The 15836-nt window shown below is 71.6% G+C and carries 12 protein-coding genes; 2 read left to right on the forward strand and 10 right to left on the reverse strand.

Translation table 11 applies throughout. The features are described 5' to 3' along the window. Window positions 1-71 precede the first annotated feature (71 nt). From ABZX96_RS08225 to pgsA, 7 genes are all read right to left on the reverse strand, one after another. Window positions 72-824, reverse strand: a complete 753-nt coding sequence (locus ABZX96_RS08225; RefSeq protein WP_355539835.1) for a YebC/PmpR family DNA-binding transcriptional regulator — start codon at window positions 822-824, stop codon at window positions 72-74. A 95-nt stretch (window positions 825-919) separates the two neighbouring features. Beyond that, window positions 920-1537 (reverse strand): pyridoxal 5'-phosphate synthase glutaminase subunit PdxT, encoded by a 618-nt coding sequence (gene pdxT, locus ABZX96_RS08230; protein ID WP_355539838.1) that lies wholly within the window; start codon window positions 1535-1537, stop codon window positions 920-922. Window positions 1538-1545: 8 nt separating this feature from the next. Next, window positions 1546-2460, reverse strand: coding sequence for a pyridoxal 5'-phosphate synthase lyase subunit PdxS (pdxS, locus tag ABZX96_RS08235; RefSeq protein ID WP_355539841.1), 915 nt, complete (start codon window positions 2458-2460; stop codon window positions 1546-1548). 543 nt (window positions 2461-3003) lie between these two features. Next, window positions 3004-3549, reverse strand: coding sequence for a hypothetical protein (locus ABZX96_RS08240; RefSeq protein ID WP_355539844.1), 546 nt, complete (start codon window positions 3547-3549; stop codon window positions 3004-3006). A gap of 123 nt (window positions 3550-3672) precedes the next feature. Beyond that, a complete protein-coding gene (locus ABZX96_RS08245) occupies window positions 3673-4833 on the reverse strand; it encodes a glycosyltransferase family 4 protein (protein WP_355539847.1) in 1161 nt (386 codons plus the stop codon). Next, a complete protein-coding gene (locus ABZX96_RS08250; protein ID WP_355540044.1) occupies window positions 4830-5819 on the reverse strand; it encodes a phosphatidylinositol mannoside acyltransferase in 990 nt (329 codons plus the stop codon). Before ABZX96_RS08250 ends, ABZX96_RS08245 begins: the two co-directional genes overlap by 4 nt. Before the next feature lie 38 nt (window positions 5820-5857). Next, window positions 5858-6514, reverse strand: a complete 657-nt coding sequence (gene pgsA / locus ABZX96_RS08255) for a phosphatidylinositol phosphate synthase (protein WP_355539850.1) — start codon at window positions 6512-6514, stop codon at window positions 5858-5860. Between the two features lie 593 nt (window positions 6515-7107). On the opposite strand from pgsA, the gene ABZX96_RS08260 reads away from it, so the two are divergent. After that, entirely contained in the window at window positions 7108-9306 is a 2199-nt protein-coding gene (locus ABZX96_RS08260) for an elongation factor G-like protein EF-G2 (RefSeq protein ID WP_355539853.1), read from the forward strand. A 215-nt stretch (window positions 9307-9521) separates the two neighbouring features. Beyond that, a complete protein-coding gene (locus ABZX96_RS08265; RefSeq protein ID WP_355539856.1) occupies window positions 9522-11192 on the forward strand; it encodes a hypothetical protein in 1671 nt (556 codons plus the stop codon). 137 nt (window positions 11193-11329) lie between these two features. Here the strand turns inward: ABZX96_RS08265 and ABZX96_RS08270 are convergent, their stop codons facing one another. The 3 genes from ABZX96_RS08270 to thrS all read right to left on the reverse strand — a co-directional run bounded on the left by ABZX96_RS08270 (window position 11330) and on the right by thrS (window position 15692). Further along, complete coding sequence (locus ABZX96_RS08270; RefSeq protein WP_355540047.1) at window positions 11330-12493, reverse strand: YncE family protein; 1164 nt, start codon at window positions 12491-12493, stop codon at window positions 11330-11332. A gap of 579 nt (window positions 12494-13072) precedes the next feature. After that, on the reverse strand, window positions 13073-13633 hold the full coding sequence (locus ABZX96_RS08275) for an HIT domain-containing protein (RefSeq protein ID WP_355539858.1): 561 nt from the start codon (window positions 13631-13633) through the stop codon (window positions 13073-13075). 76 nt (window positions 13634-13709) lie between these two features. Then, window positions 13710-15692, reverse strand: coding sequence for a threonine--tRNA ligase (thrS, locus tag ABZX96_RS08280; RefSeq protein WP_355539861.1), 1983 nt, complete (start codon window positions 15690-15692; stop codon window positions 13710-13712). Between the last annotated feature and the right edge of the window lie 144 nt (window positions 15693-15836).

The raw sequence follows: 15836 nt of genomic DNA on the forward strand, positions 1-15836 counted from the left end.
GTGTCACCGGCGGGCCGATTTGTTCATTCCGGACGGCGCGGGTGGACGCACCGTCCGTCAGACGTCATCCGTCAGGCGTCGACCTTGGCCATCACGTCGTCGGAGACGTCGAAGTTGGCGAAGACGTTCTGCACGTCGTCGCTGTCCTCCAGCGCGTCGATCAGCTTGAAGATCTTGCGCGCGCCCTCCTCGTCCAGCTCGACCTGCATGGTCGGGACGAAGTTGGCGTCCGCCGAGTCGTAGTCGATGCCGGCTTCCTGGAGCGCGGTGCGGACCGCGACCAGGTCGGTGGCCTCGCTGAGCACCTCGAAGGACTCGCCGAGGTCGTTGACCTCCTCGGCGCCCGCGTCCAGGACCGCGCCCAGCACGTCGTCCTCGGACAGCTCGCCCTTGGGGACGATCACCACGCCCTTGCGGTTGAACAGGTACGACACCGAGCCGGGGTCGGCCATCGAACCGCCGTTGCGGGTCATGGCGACCCGCACGTCGGAGGCGGCGCGGTTGCGGTTGTCGGTGAGGCACTCGATGAGCACCGCGACTCCGTTGGGGCCGTAGCCCTCGTACATGATCGTCTCGTAGTCGGCGCCGCCGGCCTCCAGGCCCGCGCCGCGCTTGACGGCGGAGTCGATGTTCTTGTTGGGCACCGACTGCTTCTTCGCCTTCTGGATGGCGTCGAAGAGGGTCGGGTTGCCGTCCGGGTCGGCACCGCCGGTGCGGGCCGCGACCTCGATGTTCTTGATCAGCTTCGCGAAGAGCTTGCCGCGCTTGGCATCGATCACGGCCTTCTTGTGCTTCGTCGTAGCCCATTTAGAGTGGCCGGACATCCGCCTGTCTCCTTCGCGTAACCCTTGTCGTAACGAACGCCTGCGATCCTACCGGGACGGCGGGGCAGGTCCTGAGCCCGCCGTCCCGCCGCACCCTACGGACGGGCCGGTCGCGCGCCACCCGCCAGGTGATCGCGGACCATGCCCACGAACAGCGCGTGCACGCGGTGGTCGCCGGTCAGTTCCGGGTGGAAGGACGTGGCCAGGACGTTACCCTGCCGGACGGCCACCGTGTGCCCGTCGTGGCGCGCCAGCACCTCGGCGCCGCCGCCGACCGACTCGACCCAGGGCGCCCGGATGAAGACGCCCTCCACCGGCCCGCCCTCGATCCCGGCGATCTCGACCGCGGCCTCGAAGGACTCGTTCTGGCGCCCGAAGGCGTTCCGGCGGACGATCATATCGATGCCGCCGAGCGTCTCCTGGTCGGCGCGGCCGTCCAGGAGCTTGTCCGCGAGCATGATCATGCCCGCGCAGGTGCCGTACACCGGCCGTCCGGAGCGGACGAACGCGCGCAGCGGCTCCAGCAGGCCGAAAATCACGGCCAGCTTGGACATGGTGGTCGACTCGCCGCCCGGAATGACCAGGCCGTCGACCTCCTCCAGCTCCTCGGGGCGGCGCACCGGCCGGGCCGCGGCGCCGGCCGCGGCCAGCGCCGCCACGTGTTCGCGCACGTCGCCCTGGAGGGCCAGCACGCCGATGGTGGGGGTGCTCACGGCCGCGCTCACCAGCCGCGGTTGGCGTACCGCTCCGCCTCGGGGAGGGTGTCGCAGTTGATGCCGACCATGGCCTCGCCCAGGTTGCGGGAGGCATCCGCGACGATCTTCGGGTCGTCGTAGAAGGTGGTGGCCTTGACGATGGCGGCGGCGCGCTTGGCCGGGTCGCCGGACTTGAAGATGCCCGAGCCCACGAAGACGCCCTCGGCGCCGAGCTGGCGCATCAGCGCGGCGTCCGCCGGGGTGGCCACGCCGCCCGCGGAGAACAGCACCACCGGCAGCTTGCCCAGCTCGGCGACCTCCTTGACCAGCTCGTACGGGGCGCGCAGCTCCTTGGCGGCGGCGTAGAGCTCGTTGTGGTCGCAGCCGCGCAGCTTGGCGATCTCGCCCTTGATCTGGCGCAGGTGGCGGACCGCCTCGACGACGTTGCCGGTGCCCGCCTCGCCCTTGGAGCGGATCATGGCCGCGCCCTCGGCGATGCGGCGCAGCGCCTCGCCCAGGTTGGTGGCACCGCACACGAAGGGCGTGGTGAAGGCCCACTTGTCGGAGTGGTTGACCTCGTCGGCCGGGGTGAGGACCTCGGACTCGTCGATGTAGTCGACGCCGAGCGACTGGAGGACCTGCGCCTCGACGAAGTGGCCGATGCGGGACTTGGCCATCACCGGGATGGAGACGGCGTCGATGATGCCCTCGATCATGTCCGGGTCGGACATGCGCGCCACGCCGCCGTCCTTGCGGATGTCCGCGGGGACGCGCTCCAGGGCCATCACCGCGACGGCACCGGCGTCCTCGGCTATCTTCGCCTGTTCCGGCGTGACGACGTCCATGATCACGCCGCCCTTGAGCTGCTCGGCCATGCCGCGCTTGACGCGGGCGGTTCCGGTCTCCGGGGTCTGGGGCGTGGTGGTGGGCGTGCTGGACACGTGTGACCTCACTCAATGGGAGCGGCTGTGCTTCGCCGCCCACCCAACCCGGTGGGCCCGGGAGGGGAAAAGGGCCAATTATCGGCCGGTGGCTCGCGCGCTCCCCTCAGGTCTCCGTGCACCCGTGGGTCAGAGGGGCGCGGAGGGGTTCGCAGGGCGCTGCGCCCGGCCCGATGGCACGTCGGTGGTGCGCCGACCGGCCCTGAAGGACGCGCGGTGAACGGGCCCGCCTCGGTGGTGCGCCGCCCGGCCCGGAGGTCGGTGGTTCGCCGTCCAGCCCCCGGAGGACGCGCGGCGAACGGGCCGCCTCAGTAGCGCGCCGCCCGGCCCGCGGGCACATCCAGTGGTGCACCGCCCAGCCCCGGAGGACGCGCGGCGGACGGCCCGCCTCAGTAGTGCGCCGCCCGACCCGGAGGCGCGTCCGGTGGTGCGCAGCCCGACCCGGAGGACGCGCGGCGGACGGCCCGCCTCAGTAGTGCGCCGCCCGTCCTGGAGGCACGTCGTTCCCCGCCCGCCCCCTGGACGCCCGGCGAACGCACCCCCTCAGTGGTTCCCCGCCCGGTCCCCCAGGACGGCCGGCGGCTCGTCGTCCATCTCGAAGGCCATCGGGAACGGCGCGTGGCCCGCGAGACGGAACCACCGCACCACCCGGTGCCGCCGCACCGCGCGCGCCGCCCGTACGGCGTCGTTGTGGAACCGCCGGGCCATCGGGACGCGCCGGACGGCCGCGGTGAGCTCGGCTGCGGTCTGTTCCCCGCCCGGGGCCTGGAGCACGGCGTCGATCTGCGTCTTGTCGTCGAAGATGGCCCGCAGCGCCTGGCTCAGCTCACTCTCGGCGACCTCGCGCTGGTCCTCCTCCGCCTGCCGGGCCTCGTGCGCCGCCTGGTAGAGGACGATCGACGCGGCCGGGTCGAGCACCCCCGCGGTGCCCAGTTCCTGGGCGACCGACGCCCGCCGCAGCAGCTGCGCGTCCAGGGCGGCGCGGGCCGCGTCGATGCGGGCGTGCAGCCGGTCCAGCCGTCCCGCGGTCCAGCTGAGGTAGATCCCGACGAGGACGAGGACGGCCGCGATCCAAATGAAAGTGGTCACGCGCAGTCACAGTACCGGGCGCGCCGGTGGCGGAACGGCGGGCCTCTCAGGCCGCTCTCCGCCACCGGCGGAGACGGTTGCCCCTCAGCGGACGCTCGCCCCTCGGCGGAGGACCGTTCCCCCTCAGTCCCGCGCCAGCCCCCAGCGGGCCCGCAGCCCCGTCCGCTCGTCCGCGGCCACCGACGCGGCGCCGTCCGCCACGGTCTCGTACACGGCGAGGATGTCCGCGCCCACCGTGGACCAGTCGAACCGCCGCACGTGCCGGCTGCCCCGCTCGCGCAGTTCCTCACGGCGCTCCGCGTCGCGCAGCAGCCGCACGGCGCCGGCCGCCAGCGCCTCGGCGTCCTCGTTGGCGAACAGGTCGCCCGCCCGCCCCTGGTCCAGCACCTGCGCGAACGCGTCCAGGTCGCTGGCCAGCACCGGGGCGCCCGCGGAGAGCGCCTCCACGAGGATGATGCCGAACGACTCGCCGCCGGTGTTCGGGGCGACGTACACGTCCACGCTGCGCAGCAGGCGGGCCTTGTCCTCGTCGCTGACCATGCCCAGGAACTCCACCCGCTCGCGCATCTCGGGGGGCAGGGTGGCCACCGCCTCCTCCTCGTCGCCGCGCCCGGCGACCAGGAGCCGGGCGTCGGGGACCTCGGCGAGGATCGCGGGCAGCGCGCGCATCAGGACGGGCAGGCCCTTGCGGGGCTCGTCGATGCGGCCGATGAAACCGAGGGTGCGGCCCCGCCACTCCTCCTTGGGCGCGGCGGAGGCGAAGAAGTCCACGTCCACGCCGTTGGGGATGACGACCGCGTCCCCGCCCAGGTGCTCCACGAGCGTGCGCCGGGCGTACTCGCTCACCGCGATCCGCGCGCTGATCTTCTCCAGCGCGGGCTGCAGGATCGGGTACGCCGCGATCATGGCCCGGGAGCGCGGGTTGGAGGTGTGGAAGGTGGCCACGATCGGGCCCTGAGCGGCCCAGCAGGCGAGCAGGCCCAGCGAGGGCGACGCCGGCTCGTGGATGTGGATCACGTCGAACCCGCCGTCGTGCAGCCAGCGGCGGACCCGCGCGGCGGACAGGAAGCCGAAGTTGAGCCGGGCGACCGAACCGTTGTAGGGCACCGGCACGGCACGTCCGGCGGAGACGACGTACGGCGGCAGCGGTGTGCCGTCGTCGGCCGGGGCGAGTACGGACACCGTGTGTCCGAGCCCGATCAGGTGCTCGGCCAGGTCGCGGATGTGGAACTGGACGCCTCCGGGGACGTCCCAGGAGTACGGGCAGACGATCCCGATTCTCAAGACGTCTCCGTTCCCGTGCGCGGTCCGGCCTCAGGCGGCTCCGCGCCCGCCTCCGGAGCGCCCTGACGGGGCTTCTCGCGAGGCTCCAGGTCCGCCAGCCACAGCCGTTGCAGCATGTGCCAGTCCTCCGGGTGCTCGGCGATGCCGGACGCGAAGGCGTCGGCCATCGCCTGGGTCATCACGGCGGCCTTCTCGGCGCGGGTGCCGGTCTCGGGCACCTCGATCTCCGGGTGCACCCGCCCCCGCAGTGTGCGCGTCTTGTCGTACCACAGGGTGACGGGCAGCAACATGGCGCCGGTCCGCACCGCCAGCATCGCGGGCCCGGCGGGCATCTTGGCCGCCTCGCCGAAGAACTTCACCTCTATGCCCGAGCTGGACAGGTCGCGGTCGGCGACCAGGCACACCAGGCCGCCGGCCCGCAGCCGCCGGGCCAGCGTGCCGAAGGCGGCGCCGCCGGAGTGCGGCAGCACCTCCATGCCCAGGCCCTCGCGGTAGGCCACGAAGCGGTCGTAGAGGGACTCGGGCTTCAGGCGCTCGGCGACGGTGGTGAAGGGGACCCCGAGCTTGGTCGTCACCCACACGCCCGCGACGTCGTAGTTGGCCATGTGCGGCAGGGCGAGTATGACGCCCCGGCCGCTCTTGAGCCCGTCCACCAGGTGGTGCACGTCCTGGGGCGTGAAGCTGTTCCGGCGGCGTTCCTCGCTCCACACCGGCAGCCGGAACGATTCCATCCAGTACCGCAGGTAGGAGCGCATCCCGGCCCGCGAGAGCCGCGCCAGCCGCTGCGGGGAGGCGTCCGGGACGACCCGCGCGAGGTTGGCCTCCAGCCGCCGGACGCCCTTGCCGCGGCGCCGCCAGACCGCGTCGGCGATGGTGCGGCCGAGTGCGGCGGCGACCGGTTCGGGCAGCTTCTTGACGGCGGCCCAGCCCAGGCCGTACATCCCGTCGACGATCTTCTCCCGGTCGACGCGGACGAGGCCGGCGATGCGGGCCGGGCCGCTGGGCCGGCCGTGGTGCGGGCGCTTCACGCGCTGTTCCCCCCTTGGGCGATGGCGTCGGCCTCCGCCGACTCCCGACGTACGGTCACCACCCGCTGTCCGAGGGTGACGGCGCTGCCGGCGGCCACCAGCCACAGGGCGATCGGCAGCAGGTACTGCACTCCGGGCACGCCGAACTTGTGCAGCCCGGAGAAGCCGCACGCGACCAGCGAGATCACCAGTCGCTCCGCCCGCTCCACCAGGCCGTTGACGTTCACCGGCAGTCCGATGCTCTCGCCGCGGGCCTTGGTGTACGAGACCACCTGGCCGCTGGCCAGGCAGAAGATGGCCACCGCGCACAGCCACAGGCTGTCCCCGCGCCCCGCGTACCACAGCGCCAGCCCGCCGAAGATCGCCGAGTCGGCGACCCGGTCGAGCGTGGAGTCAAGGAAGGCCCCCCAGCGGCTGGAGCGGCCGAGCTGCCGCGCCATGTTGCCGTCCACCAGGTCCGAGAAGACGAACAGGGTGATGACGATCGTGCCCCAGAAGAACTCCCCCATCGGGTAGAAGACCAGGGCGCCCGCCACCACCCCGCCGGTACCGACGAGGGTGACCGCGTCCGGGCTGACCCCGAGACGGATGAGCAGGGCGGCGAACGGAGTGAGAACACGCGTGAAGAAAGCACGCGCGTACTTGTTCAGCATGGCCTTCCCGGAGGGTCGATACGGGCCGCGCGGTCAAGGGGCCACCGGCTGGCCCATGGTAGCCAGGAGGTCACGGCGCACCGCGAACGCATCGCGGCGGACGAGCGCGGGCGGCGCGCCCGGCGTCCGGCCGCCCGCCGCCCGATTCCGGGCCGGCGGGGCCCTCGCGCCCGGACCGGGGACGACGATGTGATCTGCCCCTCATGATCTAGATCACCCTCAAACTCCGGAACCATCCCATACGCCCGATCACTCCCGATCGCCGGCCGCGCGCTCCAGGACCGCCCGTTCCCCGGGGCGAACTCCGCGGAAGCGCTCGTCCCCAGGGGACGGACTCGCCGCAACCGCCCGCTCCCCCGGAACGCACCTCCCGGAACCCCTCACCCCCAGAGGACGGACTCGCCGGAACCGCGCCCTCCTCAGAGGCAGACTCCTCACACCCCCACCCGACATGATCCGGATCACCCCTCTCGTCCCCACCGCACCGTTCTCCCGACAAGATCCCCGATCGTCCCCTGTGCGATGTATGGACGCGCCATGACCTCGGTGGAAAGCTCGAACCACCGCGAAGTGTCGACCAGGAGGCGAGACACATGGGTGAGAAAACGGGCACACCTCCGGGAGCCGCCGGCAGGGCAGCGGCGGCCGACCGGCCCTCCTCCGTACGGAACGTGGTGCTGGTCGGCCACAGCGGATCGGGCAAGACGACCCTCGTCGAGGCGCTGGCGCTGGCATCGGGCGCGGTCAACCGCGCGGGCCGGGTCGAGGACGGCGGCTCGATCTCCGACTACGACGAGATCGAGCACCGTCAGCAACGTTCCGTCCAACTGTCGCTGGTGCCGGTCGACTGGGGCGGCATCAAGATCAATATCCTGGACACCCCGGGATACGCCGACTTCGTCGGGGAGTTGAGGGCCGGTCTGCGGGCAGCGGACGCGGCCCTCTTCGTCGTCTCGGCCGCGGACGGCGTGGACGGCGCGACCCGCATGGTGTGGGACGAGTGCGCCGCGGTCGGGATGCCCCGCGCACTGGTGATCACGCATCTGGAGGCGGCGCGCGCCGACTTCGACGAGATGACCGAGGTCTGCCGCCGCACGCTGGGCGGCGACGACCCGGACGCCGTCCTCCCCCTGTACCTGCCGCTGTACGGCACCGCCGGCGCCGACGGGCACGCGCCGGTGCACGGCCTGATCGGGCTGCTGTCGCAGCGGGTCTTCGACTACTCCTCGGGCGTCCGCGTCGAGCGCGCCCCCGAACCCGACGAGCTGCCGCGCATCGAGGAGGCCCGCAACCGCCTGATCGAGGGCATCATCGCCGAGAGCGAGGACGAGTCCCTGATGGACCGCTACCTCGGCGGCGAGGAGATCGACATCAAGACGCTCGTCGGCGACCTGGAGACGGCCGTGGCGCGCGGCTCCTTCCACCCGGTGCTGGCCGCCGCGCCCGCCGCCGAGGGGGCCAAGCAGGGGCTGGGCACGGTGGAGCTGCTGGAGCTGATCACCGGCGGGTTCCCCACGCCCGAGGAGCGCGAGGCCCCCGCGGTCACCACTCCCGAGGGCGCTCCCCGTCCGACGCCGGCCTGCGACCCCGACGGTCCGCTGGTCGCCGAGGTGGTCAAGACCTCCTCCGACCCCTACGTCGGCCGCCTCTCCCTCGTCCGGGTCTTCTCCGGCACCCTGCGCCCGGACGAGACGGTGCACGTCTCCGGCCACGGCCTTCAGGACCGCGGCCACGAGGACCACGACGTGGACGAGCGGGTCGGCGCGCTGTCCGCCCCGTTCGGCAAGACCCAGCGCTCGCTGTCCAAGGCGATCGCCGGCGACCTCGCCTGCGTCGCCAAGCTCTCCCGCGCCGAGACGGGCGACACGCTCTCGTCCAAGGACGCCCCGCTCCTGATGGAGCCGTGGGTGATGCCCGACCCGCTGCTGCCCGTCGCCATCCAGGCGCACAGCAAGGCCGACGAGGACAAGCTCTCGCAGGGCCTGTCCCGGCTGGTGGCGGAGGACCCGACGATGCGCCTGGAGCATAACCAGAACACCCACCAGGTCGTCCTGTGGTGCCTGGGCGAGGCGCACGCCGACGTGGCGCTGGAGCGGCTGCGCGCCCGGTACGGCGTCCAGGTCGACACGGTGCCCCACAAGGTGTCGCTGCGCGAGACGTTCGGCGCCAAGTCCGCCGGGCGCGGCCGGCACGTCAAGCAGTCCGGCGGGCACGGCCAGTACGCGATCTGCGAGATCGAGGTCGAGCCGCTGCCGGGCGGCACGGGCATCGAGTTCGTGGACAAGGTCGTGGGCGGCGCGGTGCCCCGCCAGTTCATCCCGTCGGTGGAGAAGGGGGTGCGCGCCCAGGCGGCCCGGGGCGTCGCCGCCGGGTACCCGCTCGTCGACGTCCGGGTCACGCTGCTGGACGGCAAGGCGCACTCGGTGGACTCCTCCGACGCCGCCTTTCAGACGGCGGGCGCGCTCGCGCTGCGCGAGGCCGCCGCCCAGGCCCGCATCGACCTGCTCGAACCGGTCGCCGAGGTGACGGTGCTGGTGCCGGACGAGTATGTCGGCGCGGTGATGAGCGATCTGTCCGGGCGGCGCGGCCGGGTGGTGGGCACCGAGCAGTCCGGCTCGGGCCGCACGCTGGTGCGGGCCGAGGTCCCCGAGATCGAGATCGGCCGGTACGCCGTGGACCTGCGGTCCCTGTCGCACGGCACGGGACGGTTCCACCGTTCCTACGCGCGGCACGAACCGATGCCCCCGCAGCTGGTGACGAGGATCCGTCAGGAGCAGGAGAACGGCGGCTGACCGGCCGCCGACCGGAGGCGACGGAGGGCGCGCGAGACGCCGGGGCGGCCGGACGGCCGGGGCACCCCGCGTCCTCCGGCCTCCCCGCCCGCGCTCGTCGCCCTCCGTGGCCCCCGAGGCGGGCTGGACGGCCGCTGTACGCTGAGAGCGCAGCTCAGCAGGTGTGCCGACAGCGGCAGTTGGGAAGAGAGCCGCAGCAGTGAATGTGTGCGGCGATGGGGGCGGTAGTGGCAGCAGACGGCTTCGACTTCAGTCCCGGGGCCCAGGTCCCGCTGTCCGGCGGTGCCGGGCAGACCGCGGCGACGCAGGCGCTGGCCTCGGCCGCGTACCGTGACGGCAAGCTCTCCGACATCAGCAAGGCCGACTCCGACACCGCCAAGTCGGAGATCAAGAAGCCGAGGCTCTCGCTGTTCGAGCCCAACCTCGGCGAGGCCTTCGCACGGGCCGTGCAGGTCCGGATGGTCGGCGGCGGGCGCAAGGCGCTCATCCAGTCCTTCGGCATCGAGCCGCAGACCGTCGTCGTGCACTGCCTGAACGCCAACCGCATCCGCAAGGCGCGGGACGTCCGGCTGACCCTCCTCATGGTGGTGTTCGGGCTGCTCTTCCTGCCCGGCGTGCTGCTGTGGCTGGGCGCCTTCCAGCTCAAGAAGACGCTGGCCAAGACCGGCGGTACGGGGACCTCCGTGCTGGGGATCGCGGTGCTGGTCGTGACGGCCGGCCTGGCGGTGCTGTTCCTGGTCAAGCTGCCGTTCACCGGCTTCTGGTCGGTGTACCTGCGCGCCATGGTGGTGGCGCCGGTCATCGGCTGGTGGTGGGCCAAGCGAATCTGCGAGGCCACCGCCAAGGAGCTGCGCGAGGCGTGGAAGAGCCTGCTGGAGGGCGGCGGGGTGGCCACGAAGATCCCCGAGGCGGTGCCCCAGGCCCCCTCCGAGACCGCCGCGGAAACGCTGCGCCACAACCTCGAAAAGCTCGGCGCCGAGCAGGAGAGCAACGTCGCCTTCTACGCCGGACCGCGCGGAATACTGGGCATGGGCACCCGCTGGGGCAGCTGGCAGCTCGCCGAGGAGCTGATCCCCGCCAAGGAGGGCACCGAGATCAACCCGTTCCGCAGCTGGGACGTCGTCAAGGCCATCCACGACCGGCTGCGCCTCCTGGAGCGCAGCCCGCTGCACACCGGGGGCTTCAAGCAGCCGCCCTCCGTGCGCCACTGGATCGTCGTCCCGGTCGGCGAGAACGACAAGGCGGTCGGCCGCCCCGAGGGCACGGACATCGAGGCGTTCCAGGTGCGCGGCCACGAGATAGAGCGCATCTGCAACGAGCAGCAGTTCGGCAGCGGCAACCGGCACTACCTGGGCGTGCAGTTCGTCCTGTGGGACGGCCAGTTGGTGATAACCCTCATGATCACCGTCACCGTGCTGCACGAGACGCTGCGCATCGAGGTCACCGGCCACGCCCTCGGCCCGGTGAACTCCCTGTTCAGCGCCAAGCCGTCGCCGAAGACCAAGACCGTGCCCAAGGTCGTCAAGTTCTGGGAGACCAAGACCCAGAAGCTGCCCCTGATCGACGCGAGCGAGGTCGTGCGGCTGGCCGCCCGCGCGCCGCTGACGTGGTTCCCCCCGGTCCTGGAGTTCTTCGGCGGCAAGCTGACGCTGCCCGAGCCGTTCGGGCTGCGGCACGCCTGGGCCGACAAGCCCTGGCGGCACCGCTTCATGGCGGACGACGCGCTGCGCGCGGCCACGCCGGTGCTGCGCGTGGTGCACGCCGCCGCGCTGGGGGTGCTGCGGGAGAACGGCGTGGACACCCAGCGCTTCGACAGCCGGTCGCTGGTGCTCAGCGGCATGGTGCAGCAGGCCGAGCCGCGCAAGGCGGACGAGTACCACGCCTGAGCATCGCCGCACGGATACACGGGGCGGGCGCCGGAAACGGCGCCCGCTTTTCCGTACGCCCCTGCCGTTGGTACGCCCCTGCCGTTCGTACGTCGCTACCGTCCGTACGTCCCTACCGTCCGTACGTCGGTACGCCCCTACCGGAAGATCCCCGTGTGTCCCAGGGAGTACCGCCCCGGCTGCGGGTACACCGCCAGGCCGTGCGGCCCCTCCCCCACCGGGATCTTCGCCAGCGTCCGCCCCGAGCGGGTGTCGAGGGCGTACACCTCCCCGTGGTACCGCCCGGACAGCCACAGCACCTTGCCGTCCGCGGAGACCCCGCCCATGTCCGGGCTCCCGCCGCCGGAGATGTGCCACTTGCCGGTCAGCTTGCCGGTCGCGAAGTCGAGCAGTGAGATCGAGCCCTCGCCGCGGTTGGAGATGTACATCGTCCGCGAGTCCCGGCTGACGTACAGGCCGTGGCAGCCCTTGCCGGTGGGCAGCAGCCGGGGCTCGGTGAACCGGTCGCCGTCCAGCACCCACACCCCGTGCGCCATCATGTCCGCGACGTACCAGGTCCGGCCGTCCGGCGAGAGTTTCACGTCCTGCGGCATCGCCCCGTCGAACGGCAGCTTCTGCTGTCCGATGACCTCCATCTTCTCCGTGTCCACCTTCAGCAGCTCGGAGGAGAACTCGCAGGAGACGATGAAATACCGGCCGTCCGCCGAGAAGTCGGCGTGATTGACCCCGGCGCAGCTCACCGGCACGGTCTTGCGCACGGCCATGCTGTGCGCGTCCCGGAAGACGAGCTGCCGGTCCATGGAGGCCATCACGATGGCGTACTTCCCGTTGGGCGTGAAGTAGAGGTTGTACGGGTCGTGGACGTCGACGGTGCGGCCCGCCTTGCCGGTCGCCGGGTCGATGGGGGTCAGGTCGTGTCCCCGGTTGTTGTTGACCCAGAGCGTCTTCAGGTCCCAGGAGGGTACGACGTGCTGGGGCTGCACCCCCACCGGAATCGTCTCGATGACCTTGTACGTCTTCGGGTCGATGACGCTGACGGTGTTGGAGCCGGTGTTGGGCACGTACACGCGCGAGGGGTAGTCCTTGACGCGCGGCAGAAGCCGGCCGGGGCGGTCCGCCGCATAGACGTCGTGCGGGTCCAGTAGGGGTGGCATCCCGGGGAGCGCCGGGGCCGCGGACTTCGTGGGGGTGGGGCGGGACCGGTCCGGGGCGGGCCGCTTGGGGGCGGTCCCGGTGGCCTCCGGCTCACCCCCGGCGCCGCAGCCGGCCGCCAGCAGGGCCCACAACGCGGCCAGCAGCACGACGCGCCGACCGGACCGGGCACCCGCGCGGCGGCCCGGCGGCCGGTCCCGCCGGTCGTCGTGGACGTGCGTACGGTGCGAGCCGGCCGACCCGGAACGAAGGGAGGTCACCTCCCCATTAGAGAGGCAACCCCACGCAAACCGCGTGATTTATCCGATTTACGGGGGACGTGTGTCGGCCATCCGCCACATGCGCCGTCCCACCGACACAGGCGCAGCACCGCGAGTCGCCCGTTCAAGCCGTCCGGCGCCACCCAAGGACGACGACCGGCCACATCAAGCCGTCCGGTATCGGCCATGGGCAGCAGCCCGCCACATCAAGCCGTCCAACGTCACTGAAGGACGACGGCTTCCCCCATCAAGCCCGCCCCACGACACCCAAGGACGACGACCAGCCAAATCAAGCCCGTCCGGCGATTGAGGACAACGCCCCCGGCGTTCACCGGAGCCCGAAAACCACCCGTCGCCCGCCCCGCCCCCGTACCCGACCGGGCACAGGGGCAGGCCCCGACGGGACCCGGGCTCCGGGGCAGAGCCCAGGGGAAACGGGGAAACCCCGATCCCGGCGCCGGAACCGCCCTACCCCTTCGGCCAAGCCTCCGCCAGCATCGCCCGCGTATCGGCCAGCAACTGCGGCAGCACCTTCGTATGCCCGACCACCGGCATGAAGTTCGTGTCCCCACCCCACCGCGGCACCACGTGCTGGTGCAGGTGGGCGGCGATCCCGGCCCCGGCCGCGCTCCCCTGGTTGAGCCCGATGTTGAACCCGTGCGCGCCGGAGGCGGTCCGCAGCGCCGTCATCGCCCGCTTGGTGAACACCGCCAGCTCGGCGGTCTCCGCCTCGTCCAGCTCGGTGTAGTCGGCGACGTGCCGGAACGGGACGGTCATGAGGTGGCCGCCGTTGTACGGGTAGAGGTTCAGGACCGCGAAGACCTTCTCGCCGCGGGCGATGATCAGGCCGTCCTCATCGCTCTTGGACGGGATGGAGCAGAAGGGACAGCCGTCGTCGGCCCCCGGACCGCTGGGTTTGTTCTCGCCCTGGATGTAGGCCATCCGGTGGGGCGTCCACAGACGCTGGAAGGCGTCCGGAGTCCCGACGCCGATTTGCTGCTCCGGCTCACTCGTCATGGTGAGCAGCATATTCCCCGGGCCCGGCGCGCAAACGCCGAGGGGCGGCCCGTACGGACCGCCCCTCGCCCCGGTAGGGGGTGACGCGTCACACCTGGGCGCGGCGCTCCACGGCGTCGAGCATCTCGGCGATCGCCTGCTCGCGCGGGATGCCGTTCTTCTGCGAACCGTCGCGGTAGCGGAAGGAGACCGAACCGTTGGCCATGTCCTCGTCACCGACGATGATCATGTACGGCACCTTGCTCTTCTGCGCGTTGCGGATCTTCTTCTGCATCCGGTCGGCCGAGGAGTCGACCTCGATCCGCAGGCCCTTCTCGCGGGCCTCGGCGGCGAACTCCTCCAGGTACGGCACGTGGGCGTCGCCGATCGGGATGCCGGTCGCCTGCACCGGGGCCAGCCACACCGGGAAGGCGCCCGCGTAGTGCTCCAGGAGCACCGCGAAGAACCGCTCGATGCTGCCGAACAGCGCGCGGTGGATCATCACCGGCTGCTGCTTGCTGCCGTCGGCCGCGGTGTACTCCAGGCCGAACCGCTTGGGCTGCTGGAAGTCGACCTGGATGGTCGACATCTGCCAGGACCGGCCGATGGCGTCCTTCGCCTGGACGGAGATCTTCGGGCCGTAGTACGCGGCGCCGCCCGGGTCCGGGACCAGCGGGAGGCCCTGCTTCTCGGCCGCCTGGCGCAGCGCGTCGGTGGCCTCCTCCCACTCCGCGTCCTCGCCGATGAACTTGTCCGACTCGGGGTCGCGGGTGGACAGCTCCAGCTCGAAGTCGTTCAGGCCGTAGTCGCGCAGCAGGTCCAGGACGAAGGTCAGGAGCGAGTCGAGCTCGTCCGCCATCTGCTCCTTGGTGCAGTAGATGTGCGAGTCGTCCTGGGTGAAGCCCCGGGCGCGGGTCAGGCCGTGCACCACGCCGGACTTCTCGTAGCGGTAGACCGTGCCGAACTCGAACATCCGCAGCGGCAGCTCGCGGTAGGACCGGCCGCGCGCCCGGAAGATCAGGTTGTGCATCGGGCAGTTCATCGCCTTGAGGCGGTAGTTCTGCCCGTCGAACTCCAGCGGCGGGAACATCGCGTCGGCGTAGTTCGGCAGGTGCCCCGAGGTCTCGAAGAGCTGCTCCTTCGAGATGTGGGGGGTGTTGACGAACTCGTAGCCCGCGACCTCGTGGCGGCGCCGCGAGTAGGTCTCCATCTCCCGGCGGACGATGCCGCCCTTGGGGTGGAAGACGGCCAGGCCCGAGCCCAGCTCCTCCGGGATGGAGAAGAGGTCCAGCTCGGCGCCGAGCTTGCGGTGGTCGCGCTTCTCGGCCTCGACCAGGAAGTCCAGGTACGCCTTGAGCTGGTCCTTGGTCGGCCAGGCGGTGCCGTAGATCCGCTGGAGCTGCTTGTTCTTCTCGCTGCCGCGCCAGTAGGCGGCGGCCGAGCGCATCAGCTTGAAGGCGGGGATGACACGGGTGCTGGGCAGGTGGGGACCGCGGCACAGGTCCTTCCAGCACAGCTCGCCGGTCTTGGCGTCCAGGTTGTCGTAGATCGTCAGCTCACCGGCGCCGACCTCGGCGGATGCGCCCTCGGCGGCCTCGGCGGCGGAGCCCTTGAGGCCGATCAGCTCCAGCTTGTACGGCTCGTCGGCCAGCTCGGCGCGGGCGTCCTCGTCGTTGGTGACGCGGCGCGAGAACCGCTGCCCCCGCTTCTGGATCTCCTGCATCTTCTTCTCGATGCGCTTGAGGTCCTCGGGGGTGAAGGGCTTCTCGACGTCGAAGTCGTAGTAGAAGCCGTCCTTGATCGGCGGGCCGATGCCCAGCTTGGCCTCGGGGAACAGCTCCTGCACCGCCTGCGCCATGACGTGCGCGGTCGAGTGGCGCAGGATGTTCAGGCCGTCCTCGCTGGTGATCTCGACGGGCTCGACCTCGTCGCCGTCGGCGAGCTCGTACGACAGGTCCTTGAGCTGGCCCGCGACGCGCGCGGCGACGACCGAGCGCTCGCCGTCGAAGAGCGCGGCGGCCGTAGTGCCCGTGGTCACCACGCGTTCTTCCCGCTCGGAATCGCGTTGGACGGTCACACGGACGTCTGACACCGGTCTCTCCTGACTCATGTCTCGTTCACGACAGCGATCGCTGCGCAGCCGAATCGTACCGAGCCGGACGCGCCCTCCGCGAAATGGTGCTCCGGCACGGGTGCCCGGCACCGGCACCGGCCCGGAAGGCACGGGTGCCCGGCG

Origin of the sequence: Streptomyces sp. NPDC003077 (assembly GCF_040611095.1) — a bacterium.
In the GTDB taxonomy this organism is placed as follows: domain Bacteria; phylum Actinomycetota; class Actinomycetes; order Streptomycetales; family Streptomycetaceae; genus Streptomyces.

What these genes read in the sequence shown, in the direction of transcription:
- ABZX96_RS08275 (WP_355539858.1), bottom strand. Translation starts at nt 13,633, where the DNA reads ATGCTGCTCACCATGACGAGTGAGCCGGAGCAGCAAATCGGCGTCGGG.
- ABZX96_RS08225 (WP_355539835.1), bottom strand. Translation starts at nt 824, where the DNA reads ATGTCCGGCCACTCTAAATGGGCTACGACGAAGCACAAGAAGGCCGTG.
- ABZX96_RS08260 (WP_355539853.1), top strand. Translation starts at nt 7,108, where the DNA reads ATGGGTGAGAAAACGGGCACACCTCCGGGAGCCGCCGGCAGGGCAGCG.
- ABZX96_RS08265 (WP_355539856.1), top strand. Translation starts at nt 9,522, where the DNA reads ATGGGGGCGGTAGTGGCAGCAGACGGCTTCGACTTCAGTCCCGGGGCC.
- pgsA (WP_355539850.1), bottom strand. Translation starts at nt 6,514, where the DNA reads ATGCTGAACAAGTACGCGCGTGCTTTCTTCACGCGTGTTCTCACTCCG.